This window comes from Candidatus Accumulibacter sp. ACC003, from assembly GCF_907163085.1.
In the GTDB taxonomy this organism is placed as follows: Bacteria; Pseudomonadota; Gammaproteobacteria; order Burkholderiales; family Rhodocyclaceae; genus Accumulibacter.
Genome location: NZ_CAJQTX010000005.1, coordinates 36,358 through 51,284, shown reverse-complemented (window position 1 = coordinate 51,284; position 14,927 = coordinate 36,358). Strand labels below are relative to the sequence as shown.

Annotated in this window: 14 protein-coding genes; 10 read left to right on the top strand and 4 right to left on the bottom strand. The window is 62.9% G+C overall.

Going from position 1 to position 14,927, the window contains the following annotated elements; genetic code table 11:
* Positions 1-22 precede the first annotated feature (22 nt).
* Complete coding sequence (gene fusA, locus QZ656_RS10070; protein ID WP_291993271.1) at positions 23-2,071, bottom strand: elongation factor G; 2,049 nt, start codon at positions 2,069-2,071, stop codon at positions 23-25.
* Positions 2,072-2,415: 344 nt separating this feature from the next.
* Between fusA and QZ656_RS10065 the strand changes: the two genes are divergently transcribed.
* The 10 genes from QZ656_RS10065 to nudB all read left to right on the top strand — a co-directional run bounded on the left by QZ656_RS10065 (position 2,416) and on the right by nudB (position 13,091).
* Complete coding sequence (locus QZ656_RS10065) at positions 2,416-4,707, top strand: NADP-dependent malic enzyme (protein WP_291993270.1); 2,292 nt, start codon at positions 2,416-2,418, stop codon at positions 4,705-4,707.
* A gap of 277 nt (positions 4,708-4,984) precedes the next feature.
* On the top strand, positions 4,985-6,700 hold the full coding sequence (gene pilB, locus QZ656_RS10060) for a type IV-A pilus assembly ATPase PilB (RefSeq protein WP_291993819.1): 1,716 nt from the start codon (positions 4,985-4,987) through the stop codon (positions 6,698-6,700).
* 13 nt (positions 6,701-6,713) lie between these two features.
* Positions 6,714-7,952: a type II secretion system F family protein gene (locus QZ656_RS10055; RefSeq protein ID WP_291993269.1), complete on the top strand. Its 1,239-nt coding sequence runs from the start codon at positions 6,714-6,716 to the stop codon at positions 7,950-7,952.
* Positions 7,952-8,812 carry an A24 family peptidase gene (locus QZ656_RS10050; RefSeq protein WP_291993268.1) on the top strand — a complete coding sequence of 287 codons (861 nt, stop codon included), beginning with the start codon at positions 7,952-7,954 and terminating at the stop codon, positions 8,810-8,812. Before QZ656_RS10055 ends, QZ656_RS10050 begins: the two co-directional genes overlap by 1 nt.
* Before the next feature lie 106 nt (positions 8,813-8,918).
* Positions 8,919-9,299 carry a zinc ribbon domain-containing protein gene (locus QZ656_RS10045; protein ID WP_291993267.1) on the top strand — a complete coding sequence of 127 codons (381 nt, stop codon included), beginning with the start codon at positions 8,919-8,921 and terminating at the stop codon, positions 9,297-9,299.
* Positions 9,296-9,928 carry a DUF502 domain-containing protein gene (locus QZ656_RS10040; RefSeq protein ID WP_291993266.1) on the top strand — a complete coding sequence of 211 codons (633 nt, stop codon included), beginning with the start codon at positions 9,296-9,298 and terminating at the stop codon, positions 9,926-9,928. Before QZ656_RS10045 ends, QZ656_RS10040 begins: the two co-directional genes overlap by 4 nt.
* Positions 9,929-9,948: 20 nt before the next feature.
* Positions 9,949-11,751, top strand: a complete 1,803-nt coding sequence (aspS, locus tag QZ656_RS10035) for an aspartate--tRNA ligase (RefSeq protein ID WP_291993265.1) — start codon at positions 9,949-9,951, stop codon at positions 11,749-11,751.
* Between the two features lie 6 nt (positions 11,752-11,757).
* Positions 11,758-12,159: a ribonuclease domain-containing protein gene (locus tag QZ656_RS10030; protein WP_291993264.1), complete on the top strand. Its 402-nt coding sequence runs from the start codon at positions 11,758-11,760 to the stop codon at positions 12,157-12,159.
* A 27-nt stretch (positions 12,160-12,186) separates the two neighbouring features.
* Complete coding sequence (locus tag QZ656_RS10025; RefSeq protein ID WP_291993263.1) at positions 12,187-12,636, top strand: barstar family protein; 450 nt, start codon at positions 12,187-12,189, stop codon at positions 12,634-12,636.
* Positions 12,633-13,091, top strand: coding sequence for a dihydroneopterin triphosphate diphosphatase (gene nudB, locus QZ656_RS10020; RefSeq protein WP_291993262.1), 459 nt, complete (start codon positions 12,633-12,635; stop codon positions 13,089-13,091). The genes QZ656_RS10025 and nudB overlap by 4 nt, the downstream gene beginning before the upstream one ends.
* Here the strand turns inward: nudB and QZ656_RS10015 are convergent.
* Genes QZ656_RS10015 through QZ656_RS10005 form a run of 3 tightly spaced genes read right to left on the bottom strand, consistent with a single transcriptional unit; the run spans position 13,051 to position 14,581 of the window.
* A complete protein-coding gene (locus tag QZ656_RS10015; protein WP_291993261.1) occupies positions 13,051-13,275 on the bottom strand; it encodes a cysteine-rich CWC family protein in 225 nt (74 codons plus the stop codon). The genes nudB and QZ656_RS10015 overlap by 41 nt on opposite strands.
* Before the next feature lie 43 nt (positions 13,276-13,318).
* Complete coding sequence (locus QZ656_RS10010) at positions 13,319-14,020, bottom strand: hypothetical protein (RefSeq protein ID WP_291993260.1); 702 nt, start codon at positions 14,018-14,020, stop codon at positions 13,319-13,321.
* Positions 14,021-14,080: 60 nt separating this feature from the next.
* Positions 14,081-14,581, bottom strand: a complete 501-nt coding sequence (locus tag QZ656_RS10005; protein ID WP_291993259.1) for a DUF302 domain-containing protein — start codon at positions 14,579-14,581, stop codon at positions 14,081-14,083.
* Positions 14,582-14,927 lie beyond the last annotated feature (346 nt).

Below are 14,927 nucleotides of genomic sequence, written 5' to 3'. Positions count from 1 at the left end.
CTACGCCGCCTGTCGCTGGCCGCTATTCCTCTTCAACGACCTGATGTTCCGAAACCAGTTGCTGCTGCGTCGCGGGCGGCACCTGCGCATAGTGCGAGAAGGCGATGTTGTACGAGCCCTGGCCGCCGGTTAGCGACTTGAGGCGTGATTGATAGCCCTCGAGTTCGGCCAGCGGGACCTCGCCGGTAATCGCCATCACCCCCGGGCCGCGCGGTTGCGTGCCGGTCAGGTGGCCGCGCTTGCTCGACAGGTCGCCGGTGAGGTCGCCGGTCATCGCGTCCGGCGCGAGGATTTCGATTTCGACCACTGGTTCGAGGATGATCGGCCGGGCGGCGCGAATCGCGTCGATGGTCGCTTTGCGAGCGGCGGTCACGAAGGCGATATCCTTGCCGTCGACCGGGTGCGACTTGCCGTCGTGGACGGTCACGCGCAGGTCCTGCACCGGGAAGCCGGCGAGGACGCCGTCGGCCAGCGCCTGGCGGACGCCTTTTTCGACCGAGGCCATGAACACTCCGGGAATGACGCCACCCTTGACGACGTCGACGAACTCGAAGCCGGCACCACGTTCCAGGGGTTCGACGCGCAGCGCTACTTCACCGAACTGTCCGGCGCCGCCACTCTGTTTCTTGTGCCGGCAGTGGCCTTCGGCCGAACCGGTAATCGCTTCACGATAGGCAATCTGTGGTGGCGTGGTGTCGAGTTCCAGTTTGTACTGCTGCGCCAGGCGCGTCAGTTTGGCGCGCAAATGCATTTCGCCGATACCGCGAATCACCGTTTCGTTGGTCGTCGGATGGCGTTCGATGATGAAGCACGGGTCTTCCACTTCGAGCTTGCGCAGGATTTCGAACAGTCTCTGTTCGTCGGCCTTGCGCCTGGCATGCACCGCCAGGCCCAGCATCGGCTGCGGGAATTCAAGCGGTTTCAGGTGGATATGGTCTTCGTCGTGGGAATCGTGCAAGACGCAGTCAAACTCGATTTCATCGACCTTGGCGATTGCCCCCAGGTCGCCCGGGAGCAGCGCTTCGGCCTCGACGTACTCCTTGCCCTGGACGTGGTAGATGTGGCCAACCTTGAACGGGCGCTTGGCGTCGCCGACGAAGAGCTGCGAATCCTTCCTGATCGTCCCCTGATGGACGCGGAAAATGCCGACCTTGCCGATGAACGGATCGCTGACGATCTTGAAGACGTGCGCCAGGACGTGCTTGTCCGGGTCAGGGTCGGCCGCGAAGGCTTCTGCCGGCCCGTCGGGTTCGCCGCGATAAAAAGGTGGCGGGTTGCTTTCGGCCGGACTTGGTGCCAGTCGGGCGAGGACATCGAGCAGTTGCGGGATACCGGCGCCGGTCCTTGCCGAGACGAACAGAATCGGAATCAGGTGACCCGAGCGCAGCACTTTCTCGAAGGGCAGGTGCAGTTCGTCCGGATTCGGGTCGACGCCTTCCTCAAGGTAGCGCGCCAGCAGATCCTCGTCTTCCTCGACGATCTGGTCGATCAGTGCGCGGTGCGCTTCGGCCACCGACGCAAAATCACTGTCGCCGCTGTCGTGCCCGAGCAACTCGACGACTTCGCAGCCGTCGTGCGCCGGCAGGTCGAGCAACAGGCACTGACGACCGAAGCGTTCGCGGATTTCACCGACCAGAGCCGGCAGGTTCACGTTGTCGGCGTCGATCTTGTTGACGACGATCATCCGGCAGACGCCGCGAGCCGCGGCCAGCGCCATCATCCGTTCGCTGACCAGCTCGATGCCGTTCTGCGCGTTGATCACCACCAGCGCGGTATCGACGGCGGCCAGGGCGCCAATCGCCTGGCCGGCGAAATCGGGAAAGCCCGGCGTGTCAATCAGCTGGACCTGCACGTCCTGCCACGAAAACCCCACCAGCGCCGCATTCAGGGAATGACCGAATTCCTTCTCTTGCGGATCGAAGTCGCAAACCGTATTGCCTTTTTCGACTGTCCCGCGGCTGTTGATCGCGCCAGCGGCGGCGAGCAGGCTTTCGGCGAGAGTGGTCTTGCCGGCGGCGCCGTGGCCGACCAGAGCGACCGTGCGCAACGTGTTGGTGGTGGTGTGGCCCATTCATCTTCTCCCATTGAAGGCAAACGCACGTCGCATTCGGAAAAAACCACCTGGCGTGGTGGCCCACGCGTGCTCACAGCATTTTACCCCGCTCGTAGCCGAATCGCTCGCCCGGCGCCGCGGGCGATTGTTGGTGCTTCCTGGCAGCGAAAAGAGCGCTCGTCGACGCACGGCAAGCGACGGCGGCGGTAATGCCGGCCAGTGACGAGTCGTCGACTGGCAAGCTCGCCGCGTCGGCAGGCTGTTCAGCGCGGCTGACGAACGACGCATCGATTTTGTGTAAACCGCCCGAGTCGGCTACAGTGACGCGCTCTATTTTGACCAACCCCATGCCAGGAGCCTCAATGAAAAAAGATCTGAGCCAGACCGATCTTCGTGAAGCGGCCCTCGAATACCATCGCTACCCGACTCCGGGCAAGGTTGCTGTGCAGCCGACCAAGGGACTGAGCAATCAACTCGACCTGGCGCTCGCCTATTCTCCGGGTGTCGCCTTCGCCTGCCATGCGATCGTCGACGACCCCGGCTCGGCGAGCCTTTACACCTCACGAGCCAACCTCGTCGGCGTCATCACGAACGGCACGGCCGTCCTCGGTCTGGGCAACATCGGGCCGCTGGCCGCCAAACCGGTGATGGAGGGCAAGGGTTGCCTGTTCAAGAAGTTCGCCGGCATCGACGTTTTTGACATCGAGCTGGCAGAAAACGACCCCGACAAGCTGATCGACATGATCGCCGCCATGGAACCGACGCTCGGTGGCGTCAACCTGGAAGACATCAAGGCTCCGGAGTGCTTCTACATCGAGGCCAAGCTCAAGGAGCGGATGTCGATTCCGGTTTTTCACGACGATCAGCACGGCACGGCGATCATTTCGTCGGCGGCGATCCTGAATGCGCTGCTGGTGACCGGCAAGAAGATCGACGAAATAAACGTCGTCTGCTCGGGCGGTGGAGCGGCAGCGATTTCCTGCCTCAATCTGTGGTGCGATCTGGGAGTTCGGCGCGAGAACATCATGGTCTGCGACTCGAAAGGCGTGATCTACGCCGGCCGCGACGCCAACATGGAGCCGAACAAGGCGCGCTATGCACGCGACACGGCGCGCCGAACGTTGGCCGAAGCACTCGACGGCGCCGACGTCTTCCTCGGGCTGTCGGCTGCCGGCATTCTCAAACCCGAGATGCTGCTCAAGATGGCGGACCAGCCGATCGTCTTCGCCCTGGCCAATCCGACGCCGGAAATCATGCCCGAACTGGCTCGCGAAGTCCGTCCCGACGTCATCATGGCCACCGGTCGTTCGGATTACGCCAACCAGGTCAATAACGTTCTTTGTTTCCCGTTCATCTTTCGTGGCGCTCTCGACGTCGGTGCGACGGGTATCAACGAGGAAATGAAGATGGCCTGCGTCAAGGCGCTGGCGGCGATGGCGCACTGGGAGGTCAGCGACGAAGTGGCGATGGCCTACGCCGACCAGGACCTGGCATTTGGCCCGGACTACCTGATTCCCAAACCATTCGACCCGCGCTTGATCACCACCATCGCCCCGGCGGTCGCCGCGGCGGCGATGAGCTCCGGCGTGGCGACGCGGCCGATTGCCGATATGGACGCCTACCGGGAGAAGTTGCGCGAGTTCGTTTACCAGGCCGGCTTTGGCATGCGGGCGGTTTTTTCTGCGGCCAAGCGCGTCCGCGAGACGCGCATTGTTTACTGCGATGGCGAGGACGAGCGGATGCTGCGCGCGGCGCAGACGATCATCAACGAAGGACTGACCCGGCCGATCCTGATCGGCCGCCCGGAAGTGATCGCGACGCGACTGCAGAGGATCGGCTCGAAGCTGCAAGCCGGCACCGACTTTGATGTCGTTGATCCAGCCAGTGACGAGCGCTACAAGGAATGCTGGAAGACCTATCACCAGTTGAGGAAGCGCCATGGTGTGACGATCGACATCGCCAAGACGCGCCTGCGCACCAACAATACGATCATCGGCGCCATCCTGCTCAAGCTCGGCTACGCGGACGGGATGATCTGCGGCCTCTCCGGCCGCTTTGCGCATCACCTGCGTCAGATCGACGAGATCATTGGCAAGGCGCCCGGCGGCAGCACCATGGCCGCGATGACGCACGTCTTGCTGCCCGGCCGATCACTGTTCCTCTGTGATACGCACGTCAACGAAGACCCTGACGCCGAGCAACTCGCCGAGATCACGCTGATGGCGGCGGCGGCGGTCAGCCGTTTCACGATCCAACCCAAGGTGGCGATGCTGTCGCATTCGAATTTCGGATCGTCACAGACGCCGGCGACGCGCAAGTTGAGCGAGGCGGTGACGATCGTCCGCAGCCGGGCACCCGATCTGGAAATCGATGGCGAGATGCACGGCGAAAGCGCGCTGTCGGAAGCGATCCGCAAGCGCTCCGACCCGGACTCGCCGCTCACCGGCGAGGCCAACCTGCTGGTGATGCCCAATCTGGACGCGGCGAATATCTCCTACAATCTGCTCAAGATGACCGGCGGTGATGGCATGTCGGTGGGCCCGATCCTGTTGGGTGCGGCGCTGCCGGTGCATGTGCTGGTGCCGACCTCGACGGTTCGCCGAGTCGTTGACATGACCGCGCTGGTGGTCGTCGAGGCGGCGGCAGAAACCTGAACGTTGCTGGCATCCCTCATGACCGGCGGCGGCTGGTCATGACCGTCGGCGGCTGCCGGCAATCGCTGCGCCGGCAACTGACGCTGTGGGGTGAACGGTGGTCGGCGTTGGCCGCCGGCCAGCGCTACGCCACTTGAGCAGATCCGTTGCGGCGCTGGGCAAGCGCCGGCCCGGCTTCTTTACAAACCTGCTGAGTCAATGCATCATCAAGCGCGCCAACTCGGCATAGTCGGGACCCAATGGTTCACAACGCATCCACAAGGTCCTATTGCGAAAAATGGCAGCCAACCCGCAAAACACGCCACTTAGCGCTTTCGCCCGCGCGCTGGTCCAAGCTGACCGCCTCAAGGAAACCGAGGCGGAGTCTTTGCTTGCGCTGGCCGCTGCCAACCGGACTTCACTGATCGAGCAACTGGTCAGCGCCAAGAAGGGCACCTACCTGGAGCTGGCGCGTTTCGCCTCCGACAAGTTCGGCTATCCGCTGCTTGATCTGTCGGCCTTCGACGATGTCCATCTGCCGAAGAATGCGGTCGACCGCAAGCTGATTGCCAACCACCGCGTCGTGCCACTGTACAAGCGCGGCAATCGTTTGGCGATCGCCATCGCCGATCCGACCAATCTGCGCGCGCTCGATGAAATTCGCTTTCAGACGGGCCTGGCGGTAGACCCGGTGGTCGTTGAAGAAAGCAAGCTCGCGCCGCTGGTGGCGAAACTCTCGGAAACCGTCGAGGACAGCCTCAAGAACTTGAGCAGCGACGACATCAACCTCGAGTTCACCGACGAGCAAAGCCAGGAAAAGGCCGACGAAGCCTCCAACATGGAGGTCGACGACGCGCCGGTGGTCCGATTCATCCAGAAGATGATGCTCGACGCGATCAACGACGGTGCCTCCGATATCCACTTCGAACCCTACGAAAAGACCTATCGCATTCGCTTCCGAACCGACGGCATCTTGCGCGAAATAGCGTCGCCGCCGCTGGTCATCAAGGACAAGATCGCCTCGCGGATCAAGGTTATTTCGCGCCTCAATATCGCCGAGAAGCGCGTCCCCCAGGATGGCCGGATGCGCTTGGTGTTGTCGAAGAGCCGTTCCATCGACTTCCGCGTCAGCACCTTGCCGACGATGTACGGCGAGAAAATCGTTCTGCGAATTCTCGATCCGGCCAGCGCCACCCTGGGAATCGATGCGCTGGGCTATGAACCCGAGCAGAAGGCGGTGCTGCTGGAGGCCATCAACCGGCCTTACGGAATGATCCTGGTGACCGGGCCAACTGGCTCGGGGAAGACCGTTTCGCTATATACCTGCCTCAATCTGCTGAACAAGCCCGGGGTCAACATTTCCACCGCCGAAGATCCCGCTGAAATACCCTTGCCCGGCATCAATCAGGTCAACGTGGACGACCGGGCCGGACTGACCTTTCCGGTTGCCCTCAAGGCTTTTCTCCGGCAAGACCCGGACATCATCATGGTCGGCGAGATCCGCGACATCGAAACCGCCGAAATCGCCATCAAAGCCGCGCAAACCGGTCACATGGTCTTGTCGACGCTGCACACCAATGACGCTCCGGCGACGGTGACTCGCCTGATGAACATGGGTATCCCGACCTTCAATCTGGCATCGAGCATTTTGTTGATTACCGCGCAACGTCTGGTGCGCCGGCTATGTACGTGCAAGAAACCTCTCGAGACGCCGGTCGAGACGCTGCTCAACGCCGGCTTTCTGGAAAGCGACCTCGATGGCAGCTGGGCGCTGTTCGGTCCGGGCGAGTGCGAACGCTGCAAGGGAAGCGGCTACAAGGGGCGCGTCGGTCTCTACGAGGTGATGCCGGTGACCGAAGACATCCAGCGCATAATTATGGCCAACGGCAGCGAGCTCGACATCGCCCTGCAGGCCAGAAAAGACGGCGTCAATGATCTGCGCCGTTCCGGCTTGCTGAAGGTCAAGCAAGGGATGACTTCGCTTGACGAGATTCTCGGCAGCACCAACGCTTGAAGACGGGGGAAGAATGGCGACCGCAGCGAAAACCACCAGAAGAGCCGCGCCAGAAGTCAAGGAGTTCACTTTCCTCTGGGAAGGGAAAAACAAGGCGGGCAAGATCGTTCGCGGCGAGCAGCGGGCGCACAGCGATACCGTCGTCCGGGCCACTCTGCGGCGCCAGGGGATTGTCGTCAGCAAGGTCAAGAAGCAGCGCTTCAAGGGCGGGCGACAGATCACCGAGAAGGACATCACGCTGTTCACCCGGCAGTTGGCGACGATGATGAAAGCCGGCGTACCCTTGTTGCAGACCTTTGAAATTGTCGGGCGGGGGCACGACAACCCATCGGTGGGCAAACTCCTTCTCGACATCAAGGCCGACGTCGAAACCGGCAGTTCCTTGTCGCAGGCATTCCGGAAGTACCCGCTGCATTTCGACCAGCTGTACTGCAATCTGGTCTCCGCCGGCGAACAGGCCGGTATTCTCGAGACGCTCCTCGACCGCCTGGCCAACTACAAAGAGAAGATGATCGCCATCAAGTCGAAGATCAAGGCGGCGCTGTTTTACCCGGTGGCGATCATCGTCGTCGCTTTCATCATTACGGCGGTGATCATGATCTTCGTGATCCCGGCTTTCAAGGAAGTTTTCAAGAGCTTCGGCGCCGACCTGCCGACTCCGACGCTGGTCGTCATCGCCATCTCGGACTTTTTCATCGAGTACTGGTGGGCGATTTTTGGTGGCATCGGGCTATCGATCTACGGCTTCTTCTATACCTGGAAGCGATCGGAAAAGATGCAGATCGTCTTCGACCGGTTGTTCCTCCGCCTGCCGGTCTTTGGCGACATCATCCGCAAGTCGGTGATCGCACGCTGGACACGCACTCTGGCGACCATGTTTGCGGCCGGCGTGCCGCTGGTCGAGTCGCTCGAGTCGGTCGGCGGCGCGGCCGGCAACTATGTATACAAGGCCGGGACGCGGCAGATCCAGAGTGAGGTCAGTACCGGCACCAGCCTCACCTCGGCGATGCAGAGCAGCGAACTATTTCCGAACATGGTCAATCAGATGGTCGCCATCGGCGAGGAATCCGGCGCCCTGGACGCGATGCTTGGCAAGGTTGCCGACTTCTTCGAGGCCGAGGTCGACGACGCCGTCGAGGCTTTGTCGAGTCTGATGGAGCCGATCATCATGGTCGTCCTCGGGGTGCTGATCGGCGGCATGGTGATTGCCATGTACCTGCCAATCTTCAAGCTGGGCGCCGTCGTCGGCTAATGCCGGACGTGCTTCCTGGCGAACTGGCGCCGACGCTGTGGCCGCTGCTCTTTGGTCTGCTTGGGCTGCTGGTCGGCAGCTTTCTCAATGTCGTCATCCATCGCCTGCCGACGATGATGGATCGCGACTGGCGCGTCCATTGCGCCGAACTGTGCGGCGAGCCGCCGCCGGTCAATGAACCGCTGTCGCTGGCCCGGCCGCGCTCGCGATGCCCGGCGTGCGGGCACGCGATCACCGCGATCGAGAATATTCCGGTACTCAGCTGGCTGTTCCTGCGCGGCCGCTGTTCGGCCTGCGCGGCACCGATCTCGCCGCGCTACCCGCTGGTCGAGGCGAGCAGCGCCCTGCTGTCGGCGTTCGCCGCGTTTCACTTCGGCTATGGCTGGGCAGCGTTTGGCGCCATGTTGCTGATCTGGTGTCTGATTGCGCTGACCTTCATCGACTTTGACAGCCAGCTGCTGCCCGACTCGATTACCCTGCCGTTGCTGTGGGCCGGCCTACTGTTCAATCTGTTCGCGACCTTTACCGACTTGCCGTCGGCGGTGCTCGGGGCGGTGGGTGGCTATCTCTCGTTGTGGTCGGTCTACTGGGCATTCAAGTTGACCACTGGCAAGGAAGGCATGGGTTATGGCGACTTCAAATTGCTCGCCGCGCTCGGCGCCTGGCTCGGCTGGCAGATGTTGCCGCTGACCATCCTGCTCTCGTCCCTGCTTGGCGCAGTGGTCGGCATCGCGCTGATCGTCGGCGCCAAACGTGGGCGCAGCGTGCCGATCCCTTTCGGCCCTTACCTGGCCGCGGCGGGCTTGCTGGCGCTGTTCTGGGGGAGGGCGCTGACGCGCGCCTACGTCGGCCTGCTGTAGACGGCTGCGGCGCCAGGGACAGTCCTGGCGGTCGGGCGTGCGCGGGTGAACCATCGGCGGCTTCGCGTATAATCCACCCTTTTCCAGCGCTTTCTGAGGGTTAGTCATGCCGATTTACGCCTATCGTTGCGCTTCGTGTGCTTTCGCGAAAGACCATCTGCAAAAACTCAGCGATCCGACATTGAGCGTGTGTCCGCAGTGTGGGCAGGCGACGTATCGCAAGCAGGTGACGGCAGCGGGCTTCCAGTTGAAGGGAACCGGTTGGTACGTGACCGACTTCAAGGGCGGCAACAAGGCGCCAACGACAGCGGTCGGCAAGCCCGAGAATTCCGAGAGCTCCGAGAAGGCGCCAGCCGCCGCCAGCAGCACCGCCGATACCGCGACCACGGCCACCGCCGCTGCCCCGAAAGCGGACACCGCAAGCTCAACGACAGCCTCGGCCGGCAGCTCCACCGCCAAGACCGGTGTTGGCACCGACAAGGGATGAAGCGCTATTTTATTACCGGGCTGCTGATCTGGGTGCCGTTGGCGATTACCGCCTGGGTGCTGGTGCTGATTGTCGGCACCATGGATCAGTCGCTGCAACTGCTGCCGGCAGCAATCCACCCGCGGACGATCATCGGCTTCGACATCCCGGGTGTTGGCGCGATCCTGACGCTGCTGATCATCATGGTCACCGGCTTGCTCGCGGCGAATTTCATCGGCCAGCGACTGGTTTCGTGGTGGGAGCTGCTGCTGGCGCGCATTCCGGTCGTCAATTCGATCTACAACAGTGTCAAGCAGGTTTCCGACACTCTTTTCTCGTCGTCGGGCAACGCTTTTCGCAAGGCGCTGCTGATCGAATACCCGCGCCGCGGGGTGTGGACGATTGCCTTCCTCACCGGCAAACCGGGCGGTGACGTGCTGCAGCATCTCGACGGCGACTACGTCAGCGTCTACGTGCCGACGACGCCGAACCCGACTTCGGGTTTCTTTCTGATGCTTCCGAGAGCGGACGTCATCGAGCTCGAGATGAGCGTCGATACCGCGCTCAAGTACGTGATCTCGATGGGCGTTGTCGCGCCACCGCGCAAAGCACGGCCAGTCGCCGCCGTCCAGACTACCACCACAACCTGATACAAGTAAGCGGGAAAGCCATGCGCACTCATTATTGCGGACAAGTCAATTCACAGCTGATCGGCCAGGAGGTCAAGCTCTGTGGCTGGGCGCACCGGCGTCGCGATCACGGCGGCGTGATTTTCGTCGACCTGCGTGATCGCGAGGGGCTGGCGCAGATCGTCTGCGATCCCGATCGTGCGGAGATGTTCGAAACCGCCGAGTCGGTGCGTAACGAATTCTGCCTGCGGATCACGGGCAAGGTCCGTGCCCGCCCGGCCGGCACGGTCAACGCCAACCTCGCCAGCGGCGAGGTCGAGATCCTTTGTCACGAAATGGAAGTCCTCAACGCCTCGGTGACGCCGCCCTTTCAGCTTGACGAAGAGAACCTCTCCGAAAGCATCCGCCTGCTGCACCGCGTCATCGACCTGCGTCGCCCGCAGATGCAGAAGAACATGCAACTTCGTTACCAGACGGCGCGCGCCTTCCGGCGCTTCCTCGACGATGCCGGCTTCATGGACATCGAAACGCCGATGCTCACCAAGAGCACGCCGGAGGGCGCGCGCGACTATCTGGTGCCGTCGCGCGTCCATCCCGGGCAGTTCTTCGCGCTGCCGCAGTCCCCGCAGCTGTTCAAGCAATTGTTGATGGTCGCCGGCTTCGACCGCTACTATCAGATCGTCAAGTGCTTCCGCGACGAGGACTTGCGCGCCGACCGGCAGCCGGAGTTTACGCAGGTCGATATCGAAACCTCGTTCATGCGCGAGACCGAGATCATCCAGCTGATGGAAGAGTTGATCCGGGCGGTCTTCCGGGAGGTGATCGCCGCCGAGCTGCCCAATCCATTCCCGCGCATTGGCTATGGCGAAGCGATGGACCGCTACGGCTCGGACAAGCCCGATCTGCGCGTCACGCTCGAGCTCGTCGAAGTCGCCGACGTGTTGAAGGACGTCTCGTTCAAGGTCTTCGCCGGCGTGGCCAATAGCGAAGGCGGCCGCATTGCCGCTTTGCGCGTTCCCGGCGGAGCCAGTCTGACGCGTGGCGAAATCGACGCCTACACGCAGTTTGTCGGTATCTACGGCGCCCGCGGACTGGCCTACATCAAGGTCAACGACGTCACGCAGCCCAACGAGAGCGGCCTGCAATCACCGATCGTCAAGAATCTGCACGCGACCGCGCTGCAGGCCATCGTCGAGCGCACCGGCGCCGAGTCGGGCGACCTGATCTTCTTCGGCGCCGACAAACGCAAGGTCGTGAACGACGCGCTGGGTGCGTTGCGCGTCAAGATCGGTCACGAAAAGGGCTTCCTGAACGGCCACGCCTGGGAGCCGGTGTGGGTGGTCGATTTCCCAATGTTCGATTACGACGACGGCGAGCAGCGGTGGACGGCGTGTCACCACCCGTTTACCAGCCCCAAGGACGACCATCTCGAGCTTCTCCAGAGCGACCCGGGCGCCTGCCTGGCCAAGGCCTACGATCTGGCGCTGAACGGTTCCGAACTGGGCGGTGGCTCGGTGCGGATACACCGCTCCGAGGTTCAGGAGCAGGTTTTCAAGGTGCTGGGGATTGGCGAAGAAGAGGCGCAGCTCAAGTTCGGCTTTCTGCTCGACGCGCTGAAGTACGGCGCACCGCCACACGGCGGCCTGGCGTTTGGCCTCGATCGCATCGTCACGATGATGGCCGGCGCCGAGTCGATTCGCGACGTGATCGCTTTTCCGAAGACGCAGCGCGCGCAGTGTCTGCTCACCGATGCGCCGAACAGCGTCGACGACAAGCAACTGCGGGAGCTGCACATCCGCCTGCGTCAGAAAGTCGAAACGCAGGTCGAAGTCGGCAAGAGCTGATCGGCGATGTCGCGCATCGCCGCCGTCCTCCGGCTGCTGCTGCTGGCGGCGCTGCTCGGACTGCTCGGCCAGGTCCTCACGGCGCAGGCGCGCGCGACGCCGGACCCCGAAAGTATCACCCTGGCCGAGTTGCCGGCCGAGGCCCTGCGTGTCCTGCGGCTGATCCAGCAGGGCGGGCCGTTTCCGTACCCACGCAAGGACGGCAGCGTTTTCGGCAATTTCGAGAGACGCCTGCCGGAGCGCGCGCGCGGCTACTACCTGGAGTACACGGTGCCGACTCCGGGTAGCCGTGACCGCGGCGCCCGGCGCATCGTCGCCGGCCAGGGCAGTAGCGGCGACGTTACCCGCTCTGGCGAGTATTACTATACCGACGACCACTACCGCCGCTTCCGCCGCATCCGTGAATAGTTGCGCATCCTTACGAACGCCTATCCCATGACCATCAGTCATCAGACGCTGCAAGGCCTGCTCGAGGATTCACGACAAGCCGGCATCTACCATCTTCCGCTCAGCGGCCAGGCCGCGCTGAAGGCGGCGGCAGTCGCCGCGGCGTTTGCCGTTTTCGAGATCAGTCTCGGCGATGTCGAGCGGATTGACGCTGTTCTCCAGCAACTGGGCCGCGAACTCGGCTTCCCGGGGTGGTACGGCAACAATTACGATGCCCTCAAGGATTGCCTGAGCGATTTGTCGTGGTGCGAAGCGCCCGGCTACGTGTTGATGCTGTCGCGAGCCGAGACGCTGGCCGCCGAAAACCCCGCCGCCTTGCGGACGCTCAATGAAGTGTTTGCCGCGGCGATCGACGACTGGCGGGTGGCGCACGTGCCGCTGTGGATTTTCTACGACCTGCGTGCGGACGGGCTGGCGACTCTGCCGACGCTGGCATGAGCGAGTACAAGCGGCCGGTCTCGGTACTGGTCGTCATTCACACGCCCGAGCTGCTGGTGCTGCTGCTCGAGCGCGCCGCGCACGCCGGCTACTGGCAGTCGGTAACCGGCAGCCAGGAAGCCGGCGAGAGCCTGCTCGAAACGGCGCTTCGCGAGCTTGCCGAGGAGACCGGAATTGCCGCCGCCGCAGACGATCTGTGCGACTGGCAAGTCAGCAATCGCTACGAGATCTTTGCCGAATGGCGCCACCGCTACGCGCCAGGCGTGTTGTACAACAGCGAGCACGTCTTCTCGCTGCAGCTGCCGGCGGTGCAGCCGGTGACCGTCGCGCGCGCCGAGCATCTGGGCTATTGCTGGCTGCCCTGGCGTGAGGCCGCGGCCAAGTGTTTCTCGTGGAGCAACCGCGACGCACTGCTCATGCTGCCGGAGAGGGCTCGCCAGTCGCCGCGGCGCTAGTCCGGCTGCTTCGTTCTGCCAGGCAGTTCGGGCAGTAACAGCTGCCACCGGCCGTCGGCTCGATCGCCGTCGGCGCCTTTTCCATGCACCAACAGCTCGCCAGTCCGGCGACGACGCCGCACACGAAGCTCGCACCGCAGCTGGCGCAGACACTGCCTGGCGCTTTGTCCTTGTTTTCAGGCATTGGCTTTCCCGGTTCTCTTTCCCGGCCCGCGGGCCGACAGGGTTTACGGCGTGCGTCGTTCTTCAAGCTGTTGAATCAGCGCTTCGACGTCAATCGGTAGATGGCTCGTGATTTCGAGGCGCCGGTCCTCAAAGACGTCCGCGTCCGGCGACCTGGCCTGCCAGTCGGCGATCACCGCGTCGCGCTGGCGAATCAAGGACTCGATCTGCGGACGATAAAGCCGCAGCATGGCGCTGATCCAGCGATTGACCGCCCAGTTCGGAAAGGCGTGGTCAATGACGAAGCCGTCGAGCATCGCGATCACCTGCGCCGCCGGATACCAGGCTTCGGCGCTTACCCAACGATTGGTGCAGAACAGCGCGATCGGGTAACCGTAGCTGTCCATCGAGATGGCGACCAGATGCGAGATCGCTGCATCGCCCGTCGGCCAGACGTCGGTGGCCTGCGGGTAGTCGATCGGCTGGCAGCCAGGCGGCATGCCAACGGCACGAAGGAAAGTGTGGAAATGGCCATGTTCGAGTGCCGCTTCGCGATGCGCGTGGTAGTAATACTGCCCACCGCTTGCGTTGTCGAAGACGTCGTCCCGCGGATAGTGTTCGAATTCGATGAACTCGTTCTGACCACGCAGAATCTCGCCAACGAGATTGATGCCGGCTTTTTCGAGGACACGGTAACACTCGCGGACTTCGTAGCCGGCCGCCAACATGTCGGCGCGGCGTTCGGCGCTCACGCTGGCAAGCTTCATCTCGGCACGACGGTTGGGGTGAGGCGCGGCTGCCGCCATCGGCGCTGGCCTTCTGGATGCTTATTTGGCAAGCGCATCACCGACGATCGCCGCGAAGACCGGATCGAGTTCGCGGGCCAGCACGTCGAGTTCGGCACTTCGGTAAGGCGCGAAAATCGACGACGGCGTCCGGTAGGTAATCGTTACCGTGCCGTCACTGCCCTCGCTGACGTACACCCGGATAGGCGCTTCGATACCGGCGGCAACGCTGGCTGCCAGCATGCGCACCGCGTAGTCGTTGCGGAAGATCATCAGCACCGTATTGCCGGCGATCCTGACGCCGCGGGCAGCCGCCCCGGCACTGGCGCTGGCCTTGGCAACCAGCCCCATTTTGTTCTTGTCGGTGGCCTTCTCCAGACGCGCGACGGTATCTGCAAAGGCGTGCGGCGAACTGATCCTGACGGTCCCCGGATAGGGCTCGGGATCGCTGGCGTACGCCAGGCGTGTGGTGGTGAGCAGCACGCTCAGGATGATCAGTGCAGCAAAGCGCTGCGGCGCGGTGTTCTTCAACAGTTCGATCATGATTTTTCTCCTTGTGCCCGGTGCTTGACGGGAGCTTGGCGATTGCAAGCCGAATGGCTGCTGCGCGTCGCTACGTCAAGGCCCAGAGGGGGCCGACGGTCCCGGCATTTTCGTTGACTCGTCAGTCGCCAACGCCATCTTAACGGCAAGCGATTGGCGATGGTCGATCGAGCGGAAATTAGCGCGCATCGGAAACGATTCGAGCACCGCGGTCAGCCGTCGCGTGCAATACGCTGCGCCAGGCGTCAGCAGACGCCGCAAGCTGGAGTGGATTTGAGTGCCAGCTTGTCGGCGCGGTCGACGTATAATCGCCCTCCGCAGCAGTAGTCGCCCGATAGACGGGCTT